Origin of the sequence: Legionella jordanis, assembly GCF_900637635.1 — a bacterium.
GTDB classification, from domain to species: Bacteria; Pseudomonadota; Gammaproteobacteria; order Legionellales; family Legionellaceae; genus Tatlockia; species Tatlockia jordanis.
Window position 1 is genome coordinate 1,397,720 of record NZ_LR134383.1, and the last position, 17,243, is coordinate 1,414,962.

The following is a 17,243-nucleotide window of genomic DNA, read 5'->3' on the forward strand; positions in this document are numbered from 1 at the left end:
CGGCTAATCTAGGAGACCAAAAAATGGATAAAGGCAAAGAATTTGAATCGCAAAGCGCTAAGGCTAAGCTCTTTGCAACAATTAAAGAGCAAGACATTAAATTTGCTGATTTTCGCTTTACGGACACTCGGGGTAAGGAGCAGCACGTGACCATCCCTGTTTCTGCCATTGATGAAGACCTGCTTGATAATGGCAAGATGATAGATGGTTCCTCCATTAAAGGATGGCAAAAAATTCATCAATCCGATCTGGCCCTAATACCTGATTTAGAAACTGCTGTACTCGATCCTTTCTACCAGGACAACACCTTAATTATTCGTTGTGATGTGGTTGATCCGCAAACCATGTTGGGTTATGACCGAGATCCCCGTTCCATTGCTCAACGAGCAGAAGCTTACCTGCAATCCACTGGCATTGCCGATAAATCATTATTTGGTCCCGAACCTGAATTCTTCCTGTTTGATGATGTTCGCTGGGAAACGAATTTACGTGGTTCCTTTTACAAAGTTGACTCACTGGAAGGTCATTGGAATTCTGGCGAGGCTTTAGCAGGTGGCAATATCGGTCACAGGCCAGGTGTCAAAGGAGGATATTTCCCAGTACCCCCTGTTGATTCATCACAGGACATTCGTTCTGCTATTTCTTTAACACTCGAAGAATTGGGAATTTTTGTAGAAGCCCATCACCATGAAGTAGCTACTGCTCAAAGTGAAGTCGCTACGAAATTTAATACACTCCGCAAAAAAGCCGACGAGATGCAATTAATTAAATACGTCGTGCATAATGTCGCTCACAATTACGGTAAAACCGCTACTTTTATGCCGAAGCCCCTCGTGGGGGATAATGGCAATGGCATGCATTGCCACCAGTCTTTGGTAAAAGATGGTATTAACCTGTTTGCTGGCGATCAATATGCGGGTTTATCGGATATAGCCCTTTACTATATTGGTGGGATTATCAAACACGCCCGCGCATTGAATGCATTTACGAATCCAGCGACAAACAGCTATAAACGGCTTGTTCCTGGTTTTGAGGCCCCCGTGTTATTGGCTTATTCAGCTAGAAACCGCTCTGCGGCTATTCGTATTCCTCATGTATCCAATCCAAAGGGACGACGAATTGAAGTCCGCTTCCCAGATCCGATGGCCAATCCTTACCTGGCTTTTTCAGCGATGTTAATGGCGGGTCTTGACGGTATTCAAAAGAAAATCCATCCTGGGCAGGCTATGGACAAAGACTTGTATGATTTACCCCCAGAAGAGCTGGTTGACGTACCAACTGTCTGTAACTCTCTTGATCAGGCTGTTTATCATTTGCGCCAAGATCAAGAGTTCCTTACCCAGGGGGATGTGTTTAGTGCTGATTTCATTAACAGCTACATTGAACTGCGAGAATCAGAAATAGCTCAAGTTCGTAGCCTGGTACATCCTATTGAGTTTGAACTGTATTACAGTCTGTAATTTATAACTGTGCCCCGGTTTTTATTAGTGTCGGTCTTTATTCTGGCTGCCAATTCCCTAAATGCTAGCATTTATAAGTGGATTGACAGCCAGGGTGTCACTCATTTGAGTGATTCTCGGCAGGAGGATTTTACAAACCAGGCCCTGGGAATCTCAGAGGCTAAGTCCAATTCAGTTCAACACAAACAAAATTTATCGATAACACCTTCCCCATCCAAGAAAGAGCAGGGATATGAAGTTGAAATTTTTCAGCCTAAAAATCAGGAAACCATCCGTAATAATCAAGGTAGGTTGATAGTCTTAAGCCGTTTAAGCCGTCCTTTATTCAGGAATAAACAGCAGCTTCTTCTCGATGATAAAATATACTGCACACAGACAGGAAGCTATTTTGTTTTAGATAATGTAAATCGAGGTGCGCATAAACTGGTTATCCAAATTGTTGATGGCCAAGGAAAGATAATCAGCGTAAGCCAACCAATAGTGATCTATATGCATCGGGCTTTTATTCGCCGCAACTCTTAGATTGACAGCCTAAGTCAACGATTTTCTCTTGCTGAAAACTGTTAAATGGGTAACGCGCTGGTATGTGGCTGAGGCGGGGCATTGGAAAAAATCGAGGCAAAGAGCAAAACTACAAAAATAAGGAGGGAAAAATAAAAAAGGATTTTTGCAACATGGCTTAAAGTCGATGGTCTTCTTCGATAAGCAAATATTGCAGCAATGATACCAATCAATAGAAAAAACAGGCTTCCTGCCAACATTACTCCATCCTTAGAGTAAATAATGATCCACATTCAATTTAGAAATTGAATGCATTTTTAATACCATTTCTCCCTGTACCCTTGAAATTTCCGGGTTAAGCCGCATATAGGGAAAATTAAGATTATTCCTTTCCTTAACATGGAGATTTATAAATGGTGAGTAAGCAGCAAACCATGGGTTTTCAAACTGAAGTTAAGCAAATGCTACATCTCGTGGTGCATTCACTTTATTCTAATAAAGAAATATTTCTGCGAGAGTTGATTTCAAACGCTTCCGATGCCTTGGATAAATTGCGCTTCTTAGCTTTATCTGATTCTTCTTTATATGAGGGAGATTCAAATCTACAAATTACTGTCGATTTTAATGAAAAAAATAAAACCATCAGCATTAAAGATAATGGAATCGGCATGAGTTGGGATGAAGCTGTTGAGAATCTGGGAACCATAGCGAAATCCGGAACTAAAGAATTTTTGAGTCATTTGACTGGGGAGAAATCAAAGGATGCTCATTTAATTGGGCAATTTGGCGTTGGTTTCTACTCAGCTTTTATTGTTGCCGACCGAGTTACTGTTAAAAGCCGTAAGGCAGGGTTAAGCGCCGATGACGGTATTGTATGGCAATCCAATGGAGAAGGTGAATTTACGATAGGTCAGGAGAAGAGAGCTGAGCGTGGCACCGAAGTAATTTTGCATTTGAAAAGTGATGAGGACGAATTTCTAAGTGACTGGAGACTTCGAAGCATCATCACCAAGTATTCCGATCACATTTGCTGGCCTATTGTGATGAAGAAAAGAAATGAAGAAGATAAGCCTGAAGAGGGTTATGAAACCGTCAATAAAGCCACAGCCTTGTGGACCATGCAAAAATCTGAAATAAGTGACGAAGATTACAAAGCGCTTTACAAACACATATCCCATGATTTCCAGGAGCCACTCATCTGGTCCCATAATCACGTTGAAGGAAAACAAGACTACATCAGTTTGCTGTTTATCCCATCGCATGCGCCCTTTGATTTGTGGCAACAAGATATGAAGCACGGTTTAAAGCTCTATGTTAAACGTGTTTTTATTATGGATGATGCCTCACAATTTTTGCCGCGATATTTGCGTTTTATTAAAGGAATCATTGATGCCAGTGATTTACCTTTGAACGTTTCTCGTGAAATTTTACAAGAGAATAAGCAAGTAGAAGCAATCAAGTCAGCTTCTACCAAACGTGTACTTTCCATGCTTGAAAAATTAAGCCAGCAAGATCCTGAAAAATATCAAAGCTTTTGGAATGAGTTTGGTTTGGTGCTTAAAGAAGGGCCCATCGAGGATTATGCCAATCGTGAAGTCATTGCTAAATTATTGCGCTTTACAACGACAAAGAACAATTCAGAAAAGCAAAATGTATCACTGATGGATTATGTTTCTCGCATGAAAGAGGGACAAGATAAAATTTATTATCTGACCGCCTCAAGCTATAACGCTGCCAAAAATAGCCCTCATCTTGAAATTTTTAAGAAGAAAGACATTGAGGTCTTACTATTAACTGATCGTGTCGATGAATGGCTTGTCAACTATTTAAGCGAATTTGAAGGCAAGCAGTTACAGTCCATCAGCAAAGGCAAAGTGGATCTCGAAACTGAAGACACTTCAGACATTAAAAAACAGGAAGAAGCCTTAGCTCCTATGCTTAAGCATATTAAAGAAGTGTTAGGGGATAAGGTTAAAGAGGTACAGCTTACTAATCGTTTAACCAATTCTCCGGCTTGTATTGTCGCCGATGAAAATGATATGGGATTGGAAATGCAACGAATTCTTCAAGCTGCAGGTCAAAAAGTTCCTGAGATAAAACCAATATTTGAGATTAATCCAGAGCATGCATTAATCCAGCGCTTGCACACAGTTCAAGACGATAGCCTTTTTTCAGAATGGGTGTTTATGCTTTTCGAACAAGCTGTCTTGGCCGAGGGAGGACAATTGGACAATCCAGCCGATTTTGTTAGCCGTGTTAATCGATTGCTGTTGGAAGCCTAGTTTCTCGAATTCTTGTAATAGATGAGTGAACCGGCTCATCTATTACAAGCTTGTCTATTTCCTACTCTATTATTCTGACCCATAAATCCTGTTCAATCCGTCTAAGCAGTCTATTAACGCACTAAGAAGACAAACATTACAATCGCACAACGGTTAAAGGCTAACTTGCGCAAAGTCTCATATGAATACAAACTTAGCTGCTTAATGAAGAAATTGAAAAAAATGGCTCTTCTTATCTCTTTACCTTGTAAAGCAGTCAAGAAGAGCAAAATGTGGCTCAATACCTAGCAAATTAAGTATGAGGATGGGAATCAATGAATGAAATTACTCGTCGGTTAAGCGGAAATATTTAGTGCCAAAATAGCGCTGTAGTTTTTTGCGAATGGTGCCGCGGCTGATTCCAAGCATCTTGGCAGCTTGCAGTTGGTTGCCACGACGTTTTTCCATAACGGCTTGCAAAAGAGGGGGCTCAACTTCAGAGAGAATCATGTCATAGAGATCATCGATTGGTTTATTTTTATTTTCGGCAAGAAAACGGGTTACTAAGCTGTAAACCAAGTCTTGAAGGCCTTGATCTTGTTTTAAATTTTGAGATGTGGCTTGTGTTTCAATGACATTCATCATAACTTCCTTATTCTAGTTAAATCAGTTGTCCAATTGCTTCCACGCGAGAAAATATCCCTGATGAAAGCAAAATTTATTGTACATGAAGGTTAATTGATAATCTACATTCAACCACTAAAAACTTTTAAAAAAATGAAATTTATCAAGAGAATACTTTGATTTTTCAAATAAAAAAGGAAAGGCTTTTGGGCTGAAATTATGGCACGGATGATCGTTAAATATAGCTATGCAGAGGAAAGAAGATATCTGCTAAGGGAAGGGCTGATTAAGGCTTTCATAGCCAGTTGATGAGCAGAGTTAGTGTATTTTGAGCAATTTCTCGCCCATCTATCAGTCGTCCCTGGGTGATATGGTATTAAATTTAGAAAAATTAATTGCCTTCGCAGTTGCTCATGAGCGAGCAACTGCGTTTTCTAATAAGGCTTGTTTTACCAGATCGCTTAAACTGCAATCCGCTTGTTCAGAAGACAAAGAAAACTTCAGTCGCTGCAAGCGCTCAAGCATCCTGTGGGTGGTTTCCTCATTCGTTAATAATTCATTAAGAGTCTGGCTTAGCTCTTTCGAGTTGCAATCGTACTGCAACAGTTCAGGTACAATCATCTGCCTGGTTAGCAAATTACATAAGCCAAGGTATTTCACACGGATAAGTTTCATAGCCAAGTAGTAGCTAAACCAGGAGCCTTTATAAATGATGCACATGGGTTTTTCTTGCAAGGCACACTCCAGTGAGGCTGTTCCAGAAGCCACCACTGCACAGTCACAACATGCGACTACTTCTTTGGCTTGACCTACGATGAAAGAAACATTTAATTGCTTATCTTTGAAATAGGATTTGACGAATTCAGGCTGTAAACTATTTGCTATAGGAATGGCAAAATGTAAGCCTTGATGTTGTTGATTTAAGATTTCTATGGTTTCTATTAAAACCGGCATATGTTTTTCAATTTCATGAATTCGACTGCCGGGTAATAGGGCTACAAGCCGTTTATCCTTAGGCAAATTTAATGCCGCCCGTGCCAGCTCAATGTTGCTGCAGTCCTGGATTTTATCCAACAAAGGATGGCCTACAAATGTTACAGCCACGCCTGCATTTTGATAAATTTCTTTCTCAAAGGGTAGAATGACTGCCATTCTATCAATGTTGGCTTGAATGGTTTTGATGCGATTGGCTTTCCAGGCCCAGATCTGTGGGCTGATGTAATATAAAATTTTAATCCCAAGTTCCTGTTTGGCGAATTTTGCCAATCGAAGATTGAACCCGGGATAATCCACCAAAATTAAAAGATCAGGTTTTGTTTCGCGCAAATGCATTTGAATGGCGCGAAAGGCTTGTTTGATGACTCTCAAATGACGAAATACTTCGATCAGGCCCGTAACGCCAAAGCGAGCCAAGTCGCTCAGAAGCTTAACCCCGGCTTCTTCCATGTGCCGACCACCAATGCCGGTGATTTCCAGATTTTTATCCCAGGCTAGTAGCTCGCGAACCAAATTGGAGGCATGCAAATCCCCTGATGCTTCTCCTGCGACAATGACAATCCTTTTCTTAGAATGCATTTCTTTGTTCAAGGTTATTATGAATTAGAGAAGTAATTTTAGCCGCTACTTCCAAAGCATCACGACCGTCTTCTCCCGTCACCAGAGGTGTGCTGTTGTTTTCGATGCAATTTAAAAAGGCTTTGATTTCCTCAAGCAATGCGTCGCCTTTTTCAAAGACGGACTCATGGCGAATAATTTCAGGAATCCCTGGAAACATTTCACCTGGGCCTCTTTCAAAAACTGCAAATTGCTTGTTCTGATAATCAATGGAAATGTAAGAGTTCGATTGAAAAATTCGGGTCTTTCTTTCGCTTTTGAAGCTCACTCGGCTGGCTGTGACATTCGCGACGCAATGGTTCTCAAATGTCAGTCTCGCATTGGCTATGTCAATGGATTTTGACAATACAGGAGCCCCTTGTGCATCAATACTCACGATTGGGCTTTTCACCATAGCCTGGATGAGATCTATGTCGTGGATCATCAGATCAAGAATAACATTCACGTCAGTACCTCTGGGATTAAATGGTGCCAAACGGTTGGATTCAATGAATAGAGGTCTTTCAAGGTAAGAATCTAAAGCTAGGCGAGCAGCGTTAAACCGCTCTAAGTGGCCAACTTGCAGCTTCACCTGATTTTTATTTGCCAGTTCAATCAATTCATTAGCTTGGGCCACTGTTTCGGTAATTGGTTTTTCAATCAGCACGTGAATGCCTTGAGCTAAACAATCTTTGGCAATTTCATAGTGTTTATTGGTGGTGGCTGCAATGCTTACTGCATCAACTTGGCCAAAAAGCTCCCGATAATCCATGTAAGCAGGCACATTTAATTCTTGGGATAGAACTTCACAGGCTTGGCGGTTAATATCGCAAATGGCAACAAGGTTAGCATTGGACAACATATTATATTTTTGCGCATGGAAACGACCCAGATAGCCACCTCCAATTACAGCACATCTTAAACTACTCATAACCACTAAAATTTTGACAAGAATTTGCCACAAATGATCGCATTTTCGCAGGTATAAATCAAACCCAAGTCGCTGTCCTATTCATTAACTGTGAAATCAAAGAGAAAAAAGCAGTGATTGAATAAGTATCCTATCCTTTAGAACAAGCTTAAGCATTTTAGGATGCCAATTTTATGGAAAAGAGGTATGATCGGCTCTTTTAAGAAAAGAAGGAGCTTGGCTGTGCAAATCCTAGTAGCCGGCGTCGATGAAGTGGGTCGAGGTCCTCTTGCTGGCCCCGTTGTTACCGCAGCAGTCATATTAAAAAAGCCCATTGACGGAGTGAAAGACTCTAAGAAACTTTCCCCAATTAAACGCAAAGAATTGGCTATCAGAATTAAAGAAGAAGCTTATTGCTTTGCCTATGGACGAGCTGAAGTCGAAGAAATAAATCAGTTAAATATTCACCATGCTACTTTGCTGGCCATGAAGCGTGCTGTTGAAGCTTTAGTGATTCAACCGCATGAAGTAATTGTGGATGGGCTTTTTGTACCTCAAATTGCTTTGCCTTGTAAGGCCATTGTGGATGGAGATGGGTCCGAATGTTCGATTGGTGCTGCATCCATTCTAGCAAAAGTGCTACGCGATCAGGAAATGGAAGAAATGGACCAAATTTACCCTGGTTATGGTTTTTCAGCCCACAAAGGCTATGCAACTGAAATTCATAGAAAAGCTTTGTTGCAGTTAGGTCCTTGTCCCATTCATCGAAAAAACTTTTTGCCGGTGAGTGAGGCACTTGCAGCAAGCACAATCTAAACGGCAGTTTGCCCTTAATGAACTAATTCAGATACATGCTTTAGTAGATTGACTCTAGAGCATACTGTTGAACAAAATCCGGTGCGAGCTGATGGACATTAAAATCCCAAAGCTCGTCAAAAAGGTAACCATTGCAGTACCACCATAACTGACCAAGGGTAAAGGAATCCCCACAACAGGTAAAATTCCCATGACCATACCAATGTTTACAAAAGCCGAGAGAAAAAACGTCATGGCCAAACTCGCAGCTAACAGTCGAGTAAAGCTTGTTTGAGCATTTCTTGCAATGTGAAGACCACGCAGTGAAATGAGGATGATGACTATCAAAAGTATCGTACTGCCAACAAAACCAAATTCTTCACCACTTACTGCAAATATAAAATCCGTTGCATGTTCGGGTAGAAAGTTAAGATGCGATTGACTGCCTGCAAGCCAGCCTTTGCCAAAAGCGCCACCAGAACCAATGGCAATTTTTGATTGAATGATGTGATAACCAGAACCTAGTGGATCTTGTTCCGGATTTAACAGGGTGAATATTCTTTGTTTTTGATAATCATGCATGAAATGCCAGAGCAACGGGGCTGCAGCGCCTATCATGACAGCCAGTATGGCAAGGATGCGCATGCTGATTCCAGCCAAAAACACCACGCTCAATCCTGCGGAAACAACCATGATAGCAGTTCCTAAATCAGGTTGTTTGGCGATGAGCAGGGCTGGAAAAAATATAATTAGCCCCGCTACGATTAACGACTTCAGATTAACGGGTAGCGATTGTCTATCAAAATACCAAGCCGTCATCATTGGTATTGCCAGTTTCATAATCTCCGAGGGTTGAAAACGGAATAAACCCAAATCAAGCCAGCGCTGTGCACCTTTACCAATTTTACCAATCAACATGACAGCGATTAGTAAACTTAAACCAAATCCATAAATCCAAGGCGTCCACACTTTATATTTGTGAGGAGGTATCATTGCAAAAATCATCATAATGACGAGCGCAAAAGTCAGGCGCATGGATTGGCGAAGCAGCATGCTCATATTTTGATTCGATGCACTGTATAAAATCAGCATGCCAAAGACTATGAGCCCCAGTAATAGACCAAATAAAGGTAGATCAATGTGAATTGATTTTGTGGTAAATCGATAAACCGGACGAACGTGATGGCTTTTCATGATTTGGCTTCGCTTTTTTTCAATTCAAAATAAGCATCCAGAACTTTACGGGCGACATTGGATGCAGCAAAATCATTTTCAACGACAACGGCAATTGCAATTTCAGGATTTTCGACGGGTGCAAAGGCAATGAATAAAGAATTATCCCTTAAATATTCAGGTATATCTTCATATTTGGTTTTTTCATATTGATGTCCGCCAAACACTTGTGCCGTTCCGGTTTTGGCGGCCACCGAATAAGGTGGATTCCGTCCAAAACGATAGCCTGTCCCTTCTTCACTGGTAATGACTGAATGCATACCTTCAGCGACGATATCCCAATAGCTATCATCTTTAAGCCGCATTGGGTATTCCTCCAAAACTGGATAAGGGTGAGTCTCACCCTTATCGCTTTGAACGGATTTTTGCAATAGGTGAGGGCGAAAACGTCTGCCTTTTTGGCTTAGGGAAGCCGTTGCGTTCGCCAATTGAATCGGAGAAGCCAACATAAAACCCTGGCCTATGGAGGTAATAACTGTATCGCCAGGATACCAGGATACGCCTTTGGTTTGCTGTTTCCAATGCTTATTTGGAACAAGTCCTGCGGCTTCTTCCGATAAATCCACGTGCGTTAACTGCCCAAAGCCAAATTGGACCAGCATGTCCTCAATGGCTGAAATGCCCATCTTGTGACCTAATTGATAAAAATAGGTATCGCAAGACACAGTAATTGCTCTTTTTAGATTGATAACGCCATGGCCTGTTTTTTTCCAATCGCGATAAGCGTGACTTACTCCAGGCAAACGGAACCAACCGGGATCATAGATGCTATAACGTGCATCAATCACTCCTTTCTCCAGGCCTGCCAAACCCATAAAAGGTTTTAGGGTAGAGGCTGGGGGATACAATCCCCTCACGGCACGATTATAAAGAGGTCTTTCACGAGCACTCGCAAGTTGTTGGTATTCGGCAGCGGTTATGCCATTAACAAAGATATTTGGATTGAAACTTGGGGAGCTCACCATGGCCAATATGTCACCATTTGTTGTGTTCATGGCTACTACGGCGCCTCTTTTGTTGAGCAGAGCCTCATAGGCTGCTTTTTGCAGACGAGAATCAATAGTGAGATAAAGTTTTTCACCTGATACCGGATTTTTTTTACTCAAAACTCGAACTGTTCTGCCACTTACATCGGTCTCTACCTGTTGGTAACCGACTTCCCCATGCAAAATGGTTTCATAATATTTTTCAATACCCGATTTTCCAATAAAATTGGTTGCTCTGTAATTTGTGGGATCAACCTCTCTCAGCTCTTGCACATTAATGCGACCCACATAACCGAGAATATGGGCCATTATTTCGCCTAAGGGGTAATATCGCATTAGCCTTGCCTTGATGCTAACTCCTGGGAACTGATATTGATTGCTGGCGAAAATGGCTACTTCTTCCTGATTAAGTTTTAACTTAAGTGGAATAGGCACAAAAGAGCGGTTTTGCTTTCGAATTCGATTAAAGTTTTCAAGGTCCTCATTGGTAATGGAAGGTAATAATTTTTGCAGCCTTTCCAAGGTTTGCCCCATGTTTTTAATCCGTTCCGGAATGATTTCAAGAACATAAACAGGAATGTTTTCGGCCAGAACGACGCCATTTCTATCTAAAATTATTCCCCTGGGTGGTGCGATGGGGATAATACTCATCTGATTTTTTAAAGATAAAGTATGGTATCTTTTAAATTGGGAAATTTGTAAATGAGCCAAACGAAAAATTAAAATTAGCGATAAGCTAAAAACTAATAATACAAGAAAATTGAGACGAAAGCGTTGTATACGCGAATCCAAGCGGTCTGTCCTGATCGATTTGTTTAAACGCATTTCAAATAGCTATCGCATAAAAAAACAACACATCTTATCTCAAATTATCATTTATGGTAAGGGTGGTTATTAAGAATCGACCAAGCACGATATAGTGCTTCCAGTAATACAATGCGCACCAAAGGATGTGGAAGTGTTAATTTGGAAAGTGACCATTGTTCATGGCTTCTTTGCAAAACTTCAGCGGAAAGACCTTCAGGCCCCCCAATTATAAGGCATAGGTGGCTTGTTATTTGTTGAAGATGCTCTATTTTCCGTGCCAGTCCCTCGCTGCTGAAGCTTTCCCCGGTCATATCAAGAGCTATTACCCTGGCTCCAGAGGGAATGGCTGCAAGGATCATCCCCGTTTCCTTTTCAAGAATACGTGCCATATCGCTGGATTTACCCCTCTTGGCTAAAGGGATTTCCATCAACTGAAACTGAGCATACTCTTGAATACGTTTACTAAACTCTAATGCGGCTTCCGTGACCCATTTTGGCATTTTATTACCGCAGGCAATTAGAGTGATTTTGAGCATGTGCTGCCTTATTTATTGGGGATTGGTTGCCAAAGCCCTTCTAAGTTGTAGAAGTTTCTGATCTCTTCCTGCATCACGTGGAGAACGAAATCACCAAAATCAATTAAGACCCATTCACCAGTCTCAAGTCCTGTTTGGCTAAGGGGAACTAATCCTGTCTTTTTTAACTGTTCGACACTGAGCTCAGCAATTGCTTTGACGTGTCTTGATGAACGGCCGCTGCAAATGACCATATAGTCAGTAACAGAAGTTTGTTTCCTAACATCTATAACAACAATATTTGATGCTTGATTATCATCGAGAGATTGCAATAATTGCTTTAAAAGTTCAGGTTGCTCAGACATAGAGTAAAAATTTTCTTCTCAAAAAGGGGATGGATGATAACAGTTATTATTAAAAGTCTCAAAGTCTAATTATTAAATGTTCTAGTCAAATCGGTTATTAAGGTGGTTCTTTCCTGTGAAATGCTGCTAGACTGGGCGAATGGAATTTCTCCTGGGAAAGGACAATGCAAATAAGGAATGCTGTTCTATATCTGGTACTTTTTCTTTTCACCAAAGCAAGCCTGGGTCTGGATTTAACCAAGTTGATAAAAGTTAATAATGAAAACAACCCTAATTGCATCAGCTATTATCAATACAAAGGCAGTTTGTATTGCAGTACATCTTCTTCCCAACCGCATAAACCCAATCCGAACATTCTTGATTATGAGCGACAACAGATTGTGTTTGACAACCGAGCCTGGGTGGCGGCCTGGGCAAAAAATACAGGACAGATGATAACCGTTGAGTACGTCCCGGAGGGGCAAAATATTAATGATTGGCAAGAGCTTATAACGAGTCAGTTTGCAGAAGGTTTGCAAAAAAAGGTGAGTCCTTTGCAATTTTGCGAAACGATTGTTTTAGCATTGGAGCAATCCGGCTTTAAACCGAAAATAACTTTTTTTGAGAAGACAAATGATCGGATAATTTTTGAATTTCAAATACATGCCCCAGAACATTTTCAGCAGGATGAGTTGCAAATGATAACCAGAGGGCAAAAAGGAATTTATATCTTGCATTATGTAATAAAACAAACAGACATGGGAGAAGCCAATCGCAAATTATGGTTAAGCAATTTCAAGGCCACAACACCTAAAGAAATTTAATCTCAGTTCTTACTGCAACCTCCTTAAAAAAAGTAGGCAAGCCTGGCTGTTACTGCATAAAGAAAAGGAAAGTAGGTATTTGAAGGATTCAATTGCGACTCACCATAACCAGCACTGTAAGTTCCAGCAAGTTCAGCCATAAAATGCTCTTTGAATCGATAATTTAAACCCGCAGCAAAGGTGGGGGATAAACGCCAGTCATCTACTAAAATATCCTCTCGATGAACACCCGCTGCACCGGCACTGGAAAAAAGGCGAAGAGAGCTGTTGTTGATTGGCAACATGATTTTTGCCATAAGACTTAACGTTTCTGTCTTAGTTTTAAAAGAAACCAAATTATCGTTTTCAAAGCTGAATAAGCTCATGGGATCAAACGAAATCTCGGCATCAGGATAGCGCATGTAATTAAACTCTACTGCGAAAGCTGACAGGAATTCATAACCTGCCATGACTCCCCATACGCCACCCCCCTCCGTTACATCAATGGGCGTGGACATGCTAAGGGCCAAGTTTTGGTTTTCTTCAGTGGGTACTAGACCTTGCCAGGTTGTAGAACCATAACCACCCATTACACCTATATAAAGGGGATGATGGAAAAGCGGTGGTCCAGCTTCCCCTGCATAACCAAATGTAGAAGAGGTTGTTAATAATGTGGTAAACAAAATTTTTTTAATCACAATAACTCTCTTAGTCTTAATTTCTTTGAGAGAAATTAAGAAACAGCTGAAAATAATTATTGGCAGGCCTTATAAGTTGAATTACAAATTCTTCCCCGAGAATCAACGCCACCGCGAAGATAGCAATTCCAATTGTCAATGCAGTCTTGGGTGCTGGTGTATTTTTGATACTCACATGCTTTTTGGAGTGAGCCAAATACACTGATCATTCGTGAATAAAGGGAGTTCATATCCTGACACATCCCGGATGGCAAGCCGGAAGATACACAATAGCAAGTTGCAGCCGTTTTAAATGATGGGCAAAAATTGACATCATCAGTAGGTTTGGCGTTAGGGCAGCTGGCAGCAGCAAAGTGTGTAAAAAAAAGGGCAAATATTGTGAGACAGATTTTTTTTCTCATCCTTGATCCTTGTTATTTAATGAATTCATTCAAAACTTTACCAGAATTAATCCTAAGACAAAATAGTGAAACTGTCCTTTTGTGGAGTTTGCTCTAAAGTTTCACAATTCATTATCCTTATCATTTCTTTAATAATTGACTCTCGGAAATCTGAAGTCAAGTTAGCTGAAATTGCAATATAGGGTTTGTTTTCAGTGCTTTTTAAAAAGCAAACATCGAAAACATTATCAATGTTCAATAAATCAAATTGATAGAGTCTTGGTTGCTTTGCTTTAAAACCAAACCAATATTTTTCAGCAGAGTCTTGAGTCCAAAAACTGCTGTGTACATTCACATTAATAAGAAATTCATTATTTCGAACGTTGTTTAGGCGACTGCAACATTTGATGATTTGTCGATGCAGCTTAAGTGATCGGAAGCTGCCGTAAATCCAGGAAAGAATCTTTATTCCGAACTCAATCATTATTTTCCTTCGCTTGCGAAAAGTGCCTACACTCGCGAGTTTAATTAAATTCGGACATGCTTGATGCAAACTTGTGGTTTGAGTGGAGTGATGTGCTTGCTGGCATACACTGATTAAAGTAGATTGTTCATGCACCGCCAGGCGTAAAAGAGCAAGATTAAGAAAACATCCGATAGTCTCGTCGTATTTTGGATCAATCCGTGTGGATCGGATTTTGTTGAGGACAATGGCAGAATTGTCCTTAAAGCTGAATTTACAACAATTTCTTAATGCCAAAGCTAGAATTCCTATTAGGCCATCATCAAGGCTCAGATGATTTCGTGAGCAAAATGTTCGCAGATGACCTAAAGCATCTTTGGGAATTTCGCAATAAGTGGAATAGGGCAGCTTTGCCTGTTTCATATGGTCAACAATGTGTTCTGAAGGGAATTGGACTAAATAAGCGTCTTGCAAATAATTTTCCCAAAAATCCAAATCCTGGTTTATTTGTTTTTCCACCAGGTCTTTTTCAGCCAGTATATAATGCCTGTAAGCTGTATCAGGAAGTGGCGGTGATGTTGGAGAAGATAAATAAAAATCTGATAACTCGGAAAATATAATTGATGGTGACACATCATCAGAGATAATGTGAGGGAGGGCAATCTGTAATTCACTTAAATTGTCCTCAAGACGAAATAACTGAACTTTAAGGAGGGGATGATTTTTAGGCCAAGGGTAGAAGCGGATTAAAGCATCAAATGAATGCTCCAAGGTGGCCTCGTGTTCTGTTTCAGGCAGATGTCGAAGATCAATTTCATCTATCTTAAAAGTGAGCTCTTTTCGCGTGTATTGGGCAGGAATCCAGGAATAGATTCCAAAAGACAGCACTTCGTGTTTGTCTAACAATCGCTTCAAGGCTAAATTAAGCTTCTGCACATCAATAGCACCTGCAAAGCGCCTGCGAGCACAAATATTTAATTTTCTGGCTTTCGGTTTAAAGGTATTGGTTAGCCAGAGTAAAAGTTGGAAATCTCCAAGTGGAAGTAAGTCGGATTCATTATGGGGATCGGGAGGTAAGAATGGCTCTGATTTTTTTACACTTTTTAATAGATGGCTTAAAGCAGCTATGGTTGGAAATTCATAAAATTGTTGCAGGGTAATCTCCTTTTTCAGGGAGTGGTTGATGGTAGAAATAATTCTTGCAGCTAATAAAGAATGACCACCGAGGTCGAAAAAATCATCATGTATTCCAACAGATTCAATGCCTAATTCACTAGCCCAAATTTTTGCCAATTGTTCTTCCAGATGATTCCGGGGAGCAATGTAATTTTCCCCGCTTGAAATGGGGGGAACGATTAAAGCGAATCGATCTAATTTTTCATTGGCATTTAGCGGAAAGTGCTGCATTTCGACAAAATTGCCTGGAATCATATAATCGGGTAGGTACTGTTTCAAATAGTCTTTTAATTCTCTTTCGTTTAAGGATAATGTTTCATCATTAGGTATATAATAGGCAATTAGTCTCTTATCTGAATGGAGGCCATCAACGGCTATTACTACAGCCGCTTTAATTAAAGGGTGGGCCGCAAGCCTTTCTTCGACTTCGGCGGGTTCAACTCGAAACCCTCTTATTTTAATCTGATGATCAATTCGCCCAACGCATTCAATTTCTCCCTTCATTAAACGGCGACATAAATCACCCGTTTTATAAAGGCGGGCATTGGGTTCTTGATTGAAAGGATTTTTAATAAAGGATTTCGCAGTCAATTCCGGACTGTTTAAATAACCGCGAGCTAAACATTCCCCAGTCAGAAACAGTTCACCAATATTCCCATCAGCTACCGGGTTTAACTCTTCGTCCAAAATGTATGCTTGGCTATTAGGAACTAATTCGCCAATAGGTACGTTTGAGCCCAGGCTCTGTATGTTGTTGCAATCCACTTTAAACAGGCATACAGCCACACTCGTCTCAGTTGGGCCGTACTCATTGTACAAAATATGCACTGGGTAGAGATTGAGCCAAGCTTGGCAATCGCTTTTTGCCAGGTTTTCACCGGCAAGCATAATTTTTTTCAACTGCTTAAGCGACATCTGATGGTTCTTTGCTTCATGCACAAGCACTCTAAAATAACTGGGTGTTAACTTGATAAAATTGACGCGGCTCGATTGTAAAAATTTAAGGTACTGACGCGGATCTTTTTTGATATTATCTTCACAAATAACCACTGTAAGACCCAATACAAGTGGAATAATGGAAGTCGTCAGAGCAAAGTCAAATGCTGGATTGGATGAAAAATCAATCCGCTCTTTCGTATGCAAATCGCAATAGTTTGCAAACCACTGCGCGTAATTAATTACACCTCCATGTTCAACCATTACGCCTTTGGGTTTACCTGTCGAACCAGAGGTATATATGATATAGGCTAGATTTTTAGCGGAAGTGAGGTTATGTGGATTGTCTTTGGACTTCTCAGCCCAGACAGATGGGTTTTCAATGTTGATTAATTTGCCATTGTAACGATGAAGTTTTTTTTCCCATTTAGAATTGGTAATCAGAATGGTAGTATTTGCTTCATTTAAAATCATTAACAAACGTTCTTCTGGAAATGAAGGATCAAGAGGAATGTAGGCCCCACCCGCTTTGAGAATGGCAAGAATGGCAACGAAAAACTCTATTGAGCGTTCCATACATAGGGCAATAGGCTGATCAACAGTCACTGAATGCTCTTGCAAATAGTGAGCAAGTTGATTGGCTTTCTGGTTTAGTCCTTGATAGCTAATTTTTTGATCAGCAAACGAAACCGCAGTTTGTCGAGAATTTTGCTCAACCTGCAATTCAAACAATTCGTGTAAGGTATTTCCGCTCAATT

General features: G+C 40.5%; 16 protein-coding genes. 5 read left to right on the plus strand and 11 right to left on the minus strand.

The genetic code is table 11. The annotated features are described in order from the left end of the window. The first annotated feature begins 23 nt into the window (after positions 1-23). Positions 24-1,460, plus strand: a complete 1,437-nt coding sequence (gene glnA / locus EL203_RS06250) for a type I glutamate--ammonia ligase (RefSeq protein WP_058469984.1) — start codon at positions 24-26, stop codon at positions 1,458-1,460. Between the two features lie 27 nt (positions 1,461-1,487). After that, positions 1,488-1,982, plus strand: a complete 495-nt coding sequence (locus EL203_RS06255; RefSeq protein ID WP_162262728.1) for a DUF4124 domain-containing protein — start codon at positions 1,488-1,490, stop codon at positions 1,980-1,982. Between the two features lie 41 nt (positions 1,983-2,023). Here the strand turns inward: EL203_RS06255 and EL203_RS06260 are convergent, their stop codons facing one another. Beyond that, positions 2,024-2,221, minus strand: coding sequence for a DUF1328 domain-containing protein (locus EL203_RS06260; protein ID WP_058469982.1), 198 nt, complete (start codon positions 2,219-2,221; stop codon positions 2,024-2,026). A gap of 153 nt (positions 2,222-2,374) precedes the next feature. On the opposite strand from EL203_RS06260, the gene htpG reads away from it, so the two are divergent. Next, positions 2,375-4,243 carry a molecular chaperone HtpG gene (gene htpG / locus EL203_RS06265; RefSeq protein WP_058469981.1) on the plus strand — a complete coding sequence of 623 codons (1,869 nt, stop codon included), beginning with the start codon at positions 2,375-2,377 and terminating at the stop codon, positions 4,241-4,243. 324 nt (positions 4,244-4,567) lie between these two features. Here htpG and EL203_RS06270 read toward each other — a convergent pair whose 3' ends face one another. The 3 genes from EL203_RS06270 to EL203_RS06280 form a co-directional block, all read right to left on the minus strand. Further along, positions 4,568-4,864, minus strand: a complete 297-nt coding sequence (locus EL203_RS06270; protein WP_058469980.1) for a helix-turn-helix domain-containing protein — start codon at positions 4,862-4,864, stop codon at positions 4,568-4,570. 393 nt (positions 4,865-5,257) lie between these two features. After that, the gene (lpxB, locus tag EL203_RS06275; RefSeq protein WP_058469979.1) at positions 5,258-6,421 is read right to left on the minus strand and encodes a lipid-A-disaccharide synthase; all 1,164 of its coding nucleotides are present in this window, start codon (positions 6,419-6,421) and stop codon (positions 5,258-5,260) included. Beyond that, the gene (locus EL203_RS06280) at positions 6,411-7,370 is read right to left on the minus strand and encodes a Gfo/Idh/MocA family protein (protein WP_058472144.1); all 960 of its coding nucleotides are present in this window, start codon (positions 7,368-7,370) and stop codon (positions 6,411-6,413) included. Before EL203_RS06280 ends, lpxB begins: the two co-directional genes overlap by 11 nt. A 222-nt stretch (positions 7,371-7,592) precedes the next feature. Between EL203_RS06280 and rnhB the strand changes: the two genes are divergently transcribed. After that, a complete protein-coding gene (gene rnhB / locus EL203_RS06285) occupies positions 7,593-8,165 on the plus strand; it encodes a ribonuclease HII (RefSeq protein ID WP_375232617.1) in 573 nt (190 codons plus the stop codon). A 54-nt stretch (positions 8,166-8,219) separates the two neighbouring features. On the opposite strand, the gene rodA is transcribed toward rnhB, so the two are convergent. From rodA to rsfS, 4 genes are read right to left on the minus strand one after another with little or no spacing between them, the layout of a single operon-like run. Beyond that, positions 8,220-9,338: a rod shape-determining protein RodA gene (gene rodA, locus EL203_RS06290; protein WP_058469977.1), complete on the minus strand. Its 1,119-nt coding sequence runs from the start codon at positions 9,336-9,338 to the stop codon at positions 8,220-8,222. After that, on the minus strand, positions 9,335-11,188 hold the full coding sequence (mrdA, locus tag EL203_RS06295; RefSeq protein ID WP_058469976.1) for a penicillin-binding protein 2: 1,854 nt from the start codon (positions 11,186-11,188) through the stop codon (positions 9,335-9,337). The genes rodA and mrdA overlap by 4 nt, the downstream gene beginning before the upstream one ends. A gap of 47 nt (positions 11,189-11,235) precedes the next feature. Further along, positions 11,236-11,706: a 23S rRNA (pseudouridine(1915)-N(3))-methyltransferase RlmH gene (gene rlmH, locus EL203_RS06300; protein WP_058469975.1), complete on the minus strand. Its 471-nt coding sequence runs from the start codon at positions 11,704-11,706 to the stop codon at positions 11,236-11,238. 8 nt (positions 11,707-11,714) lie between these two features. Then, positions 11,715-12,050, minus strand: coding sequence for a ribosome silencing factor (gene rsfS, locus EL203_RS06305; protein ID WP_058469974.1), 336 nt, complete (start codon positions 12,048-12,050; stop codon positions 11,715-11,717). A 164-nt stretch (positions 12,051-12,214) separates the two neighbouring features. On the opposite strand from rsfS, the gene EL203_RS06310 reads away from it, so the two are divergent. Next, positions 12,215-12,853, plus strand: coding sequence for a hypothetical protein (locus EL203_RS06310; RefSeq protein ID WP_058469973.1), 639 nt, complete (start codon positions 12,215-12,217; stop codon positions 12,851-12,853). A 23-nt stretch (positions 12,854-12,876) separates the two neighbouring features. Here the strand turns inward: EL203_RS06310 and EL203_RS06315 are convergent, their stop codons facing one another. From EL203_RS06315 to EL203_RS06325, 3 genes are read right to left on the minus strand one after another with little or no spacing between them, the layout of a single operon-like run. After that, positions 12,877-13,530: an outer membrane beta-barrel protein gene (locus EL203_RS06315; RefSeq protein WP_232004041.1), complete on the minus strand. Its 654-nt coding sequence runs from the start codon at positions 13,528-13,530 to the stop codon at positions 12,877-12,879. Positions 13,531-13,586: 56 nt separating this feature from the next. Continuing rightward, positions 13,587-13,931: a hypothetical protein gene (locus tag EL203_RS06320; RefSeq protein ID WP_058469971.1), complete on the minus strand. Its 345-nt coding sequence runs from the start codon at positions 13,929-13,931 to the stop codon at positions 13,587-13,589. A 52-nt stretch (positions 13,932-13,983) separates the two neighbouring features. Beyond that, positions 13,984-17,241, minus strand: a complete 3,258-nt coding sequence (locus EL203_RS06325; RefSeq protein ID WP_058469970.1) for a non-ribosomal peptide synthetase — start codon at positions 17,239-17,241, stop codon at positions 13,984-13,986. Positions 17,242-17,243: the final 2 nt, after the last annotated feature.

Bases quoted from the DNA above. Each gene is read 5' to 3' on its own strand.
- glnA (WP_058469984.1), top strand. From the start codon at position 24: ATGGATAAAGGCAAAGAATTTGAATCGCAAAGCGCTAAGGCTAAGCTC.
- EL203_RS06260 (WP_058469982.1), bottom strand. From the start codon at position 2,221: ATGTTGGCAGGAAGCCTGTTTTTTCTATTGATTGGTATCATTGCTGCA.
- htpG (WP_058469981.1), top strand. From the start codon at position 2,375: ATGGTGAGTAAGCAGCAAACCATGGGTTTTCAAACTGAAGTTAAGCAA.
- EL203_RS06270 (WP_058469980.1), bottom strand. From the start codon at position 4,864: ATGAATGTCATTGAAACACAAGCCACATCTCAAAATTTAAAACAAGAT.
- lpxB (WP_058469979.1), bottom strand. From the start codon at position 6,421: ATGCATTCTAAGAAAAGGATTGTCATTGTCGCAGGAGAAGCATCAGGG.
- EL203_RS06280 (WP_058472144.1), bottom strand. From the start codon at position 7,370: ATGAGTAGTTTAAGATGTGCTGTAATTGGAGGTGGCTATCTGGGTCGT.
- rodA (WP_058469977.1), bottom strand. From the start codon at position 9,338: ATGAAAAGCCATCACGTTCGTCCGGTTTATCGATTTACCACAAAATCA.
- mrdA (WP_058469976.1), bottom strand. From the start codon at position 11,188: ATGCGTTTAAACAAATCGATCAGGACAGACCGCTTGGATTCGCGTATA.
- rlmH (WP_058469975.1), bottom strand. From the start codon at position 11,706: ATGCTCAAAATCACTCTAATTGCCTGCGGTAATAAAATGCCAAAATGG.
- rsfS (WP_058469974.1), bottom strand. From the start codon at position 12,050: ATGTCTGAGCAACCTGAACTTTTAAAGCAATTATTGCAATCTCTCGAT.
- EL203_RS06310 (WP_058469973.1), top strand. From the start codon at position 12,215: ATGCAAATAAGGAATGCTGTTCTATATCTGGTACTTTTTCTTTTCACC.
- EL203_RS06320 (WP_058469971.1), bottom strand. From the start codon at position 13,931: ATGAGAAAAAAAATCTGTCTCACAATATTTGCCCTTTTTTTTACACAC.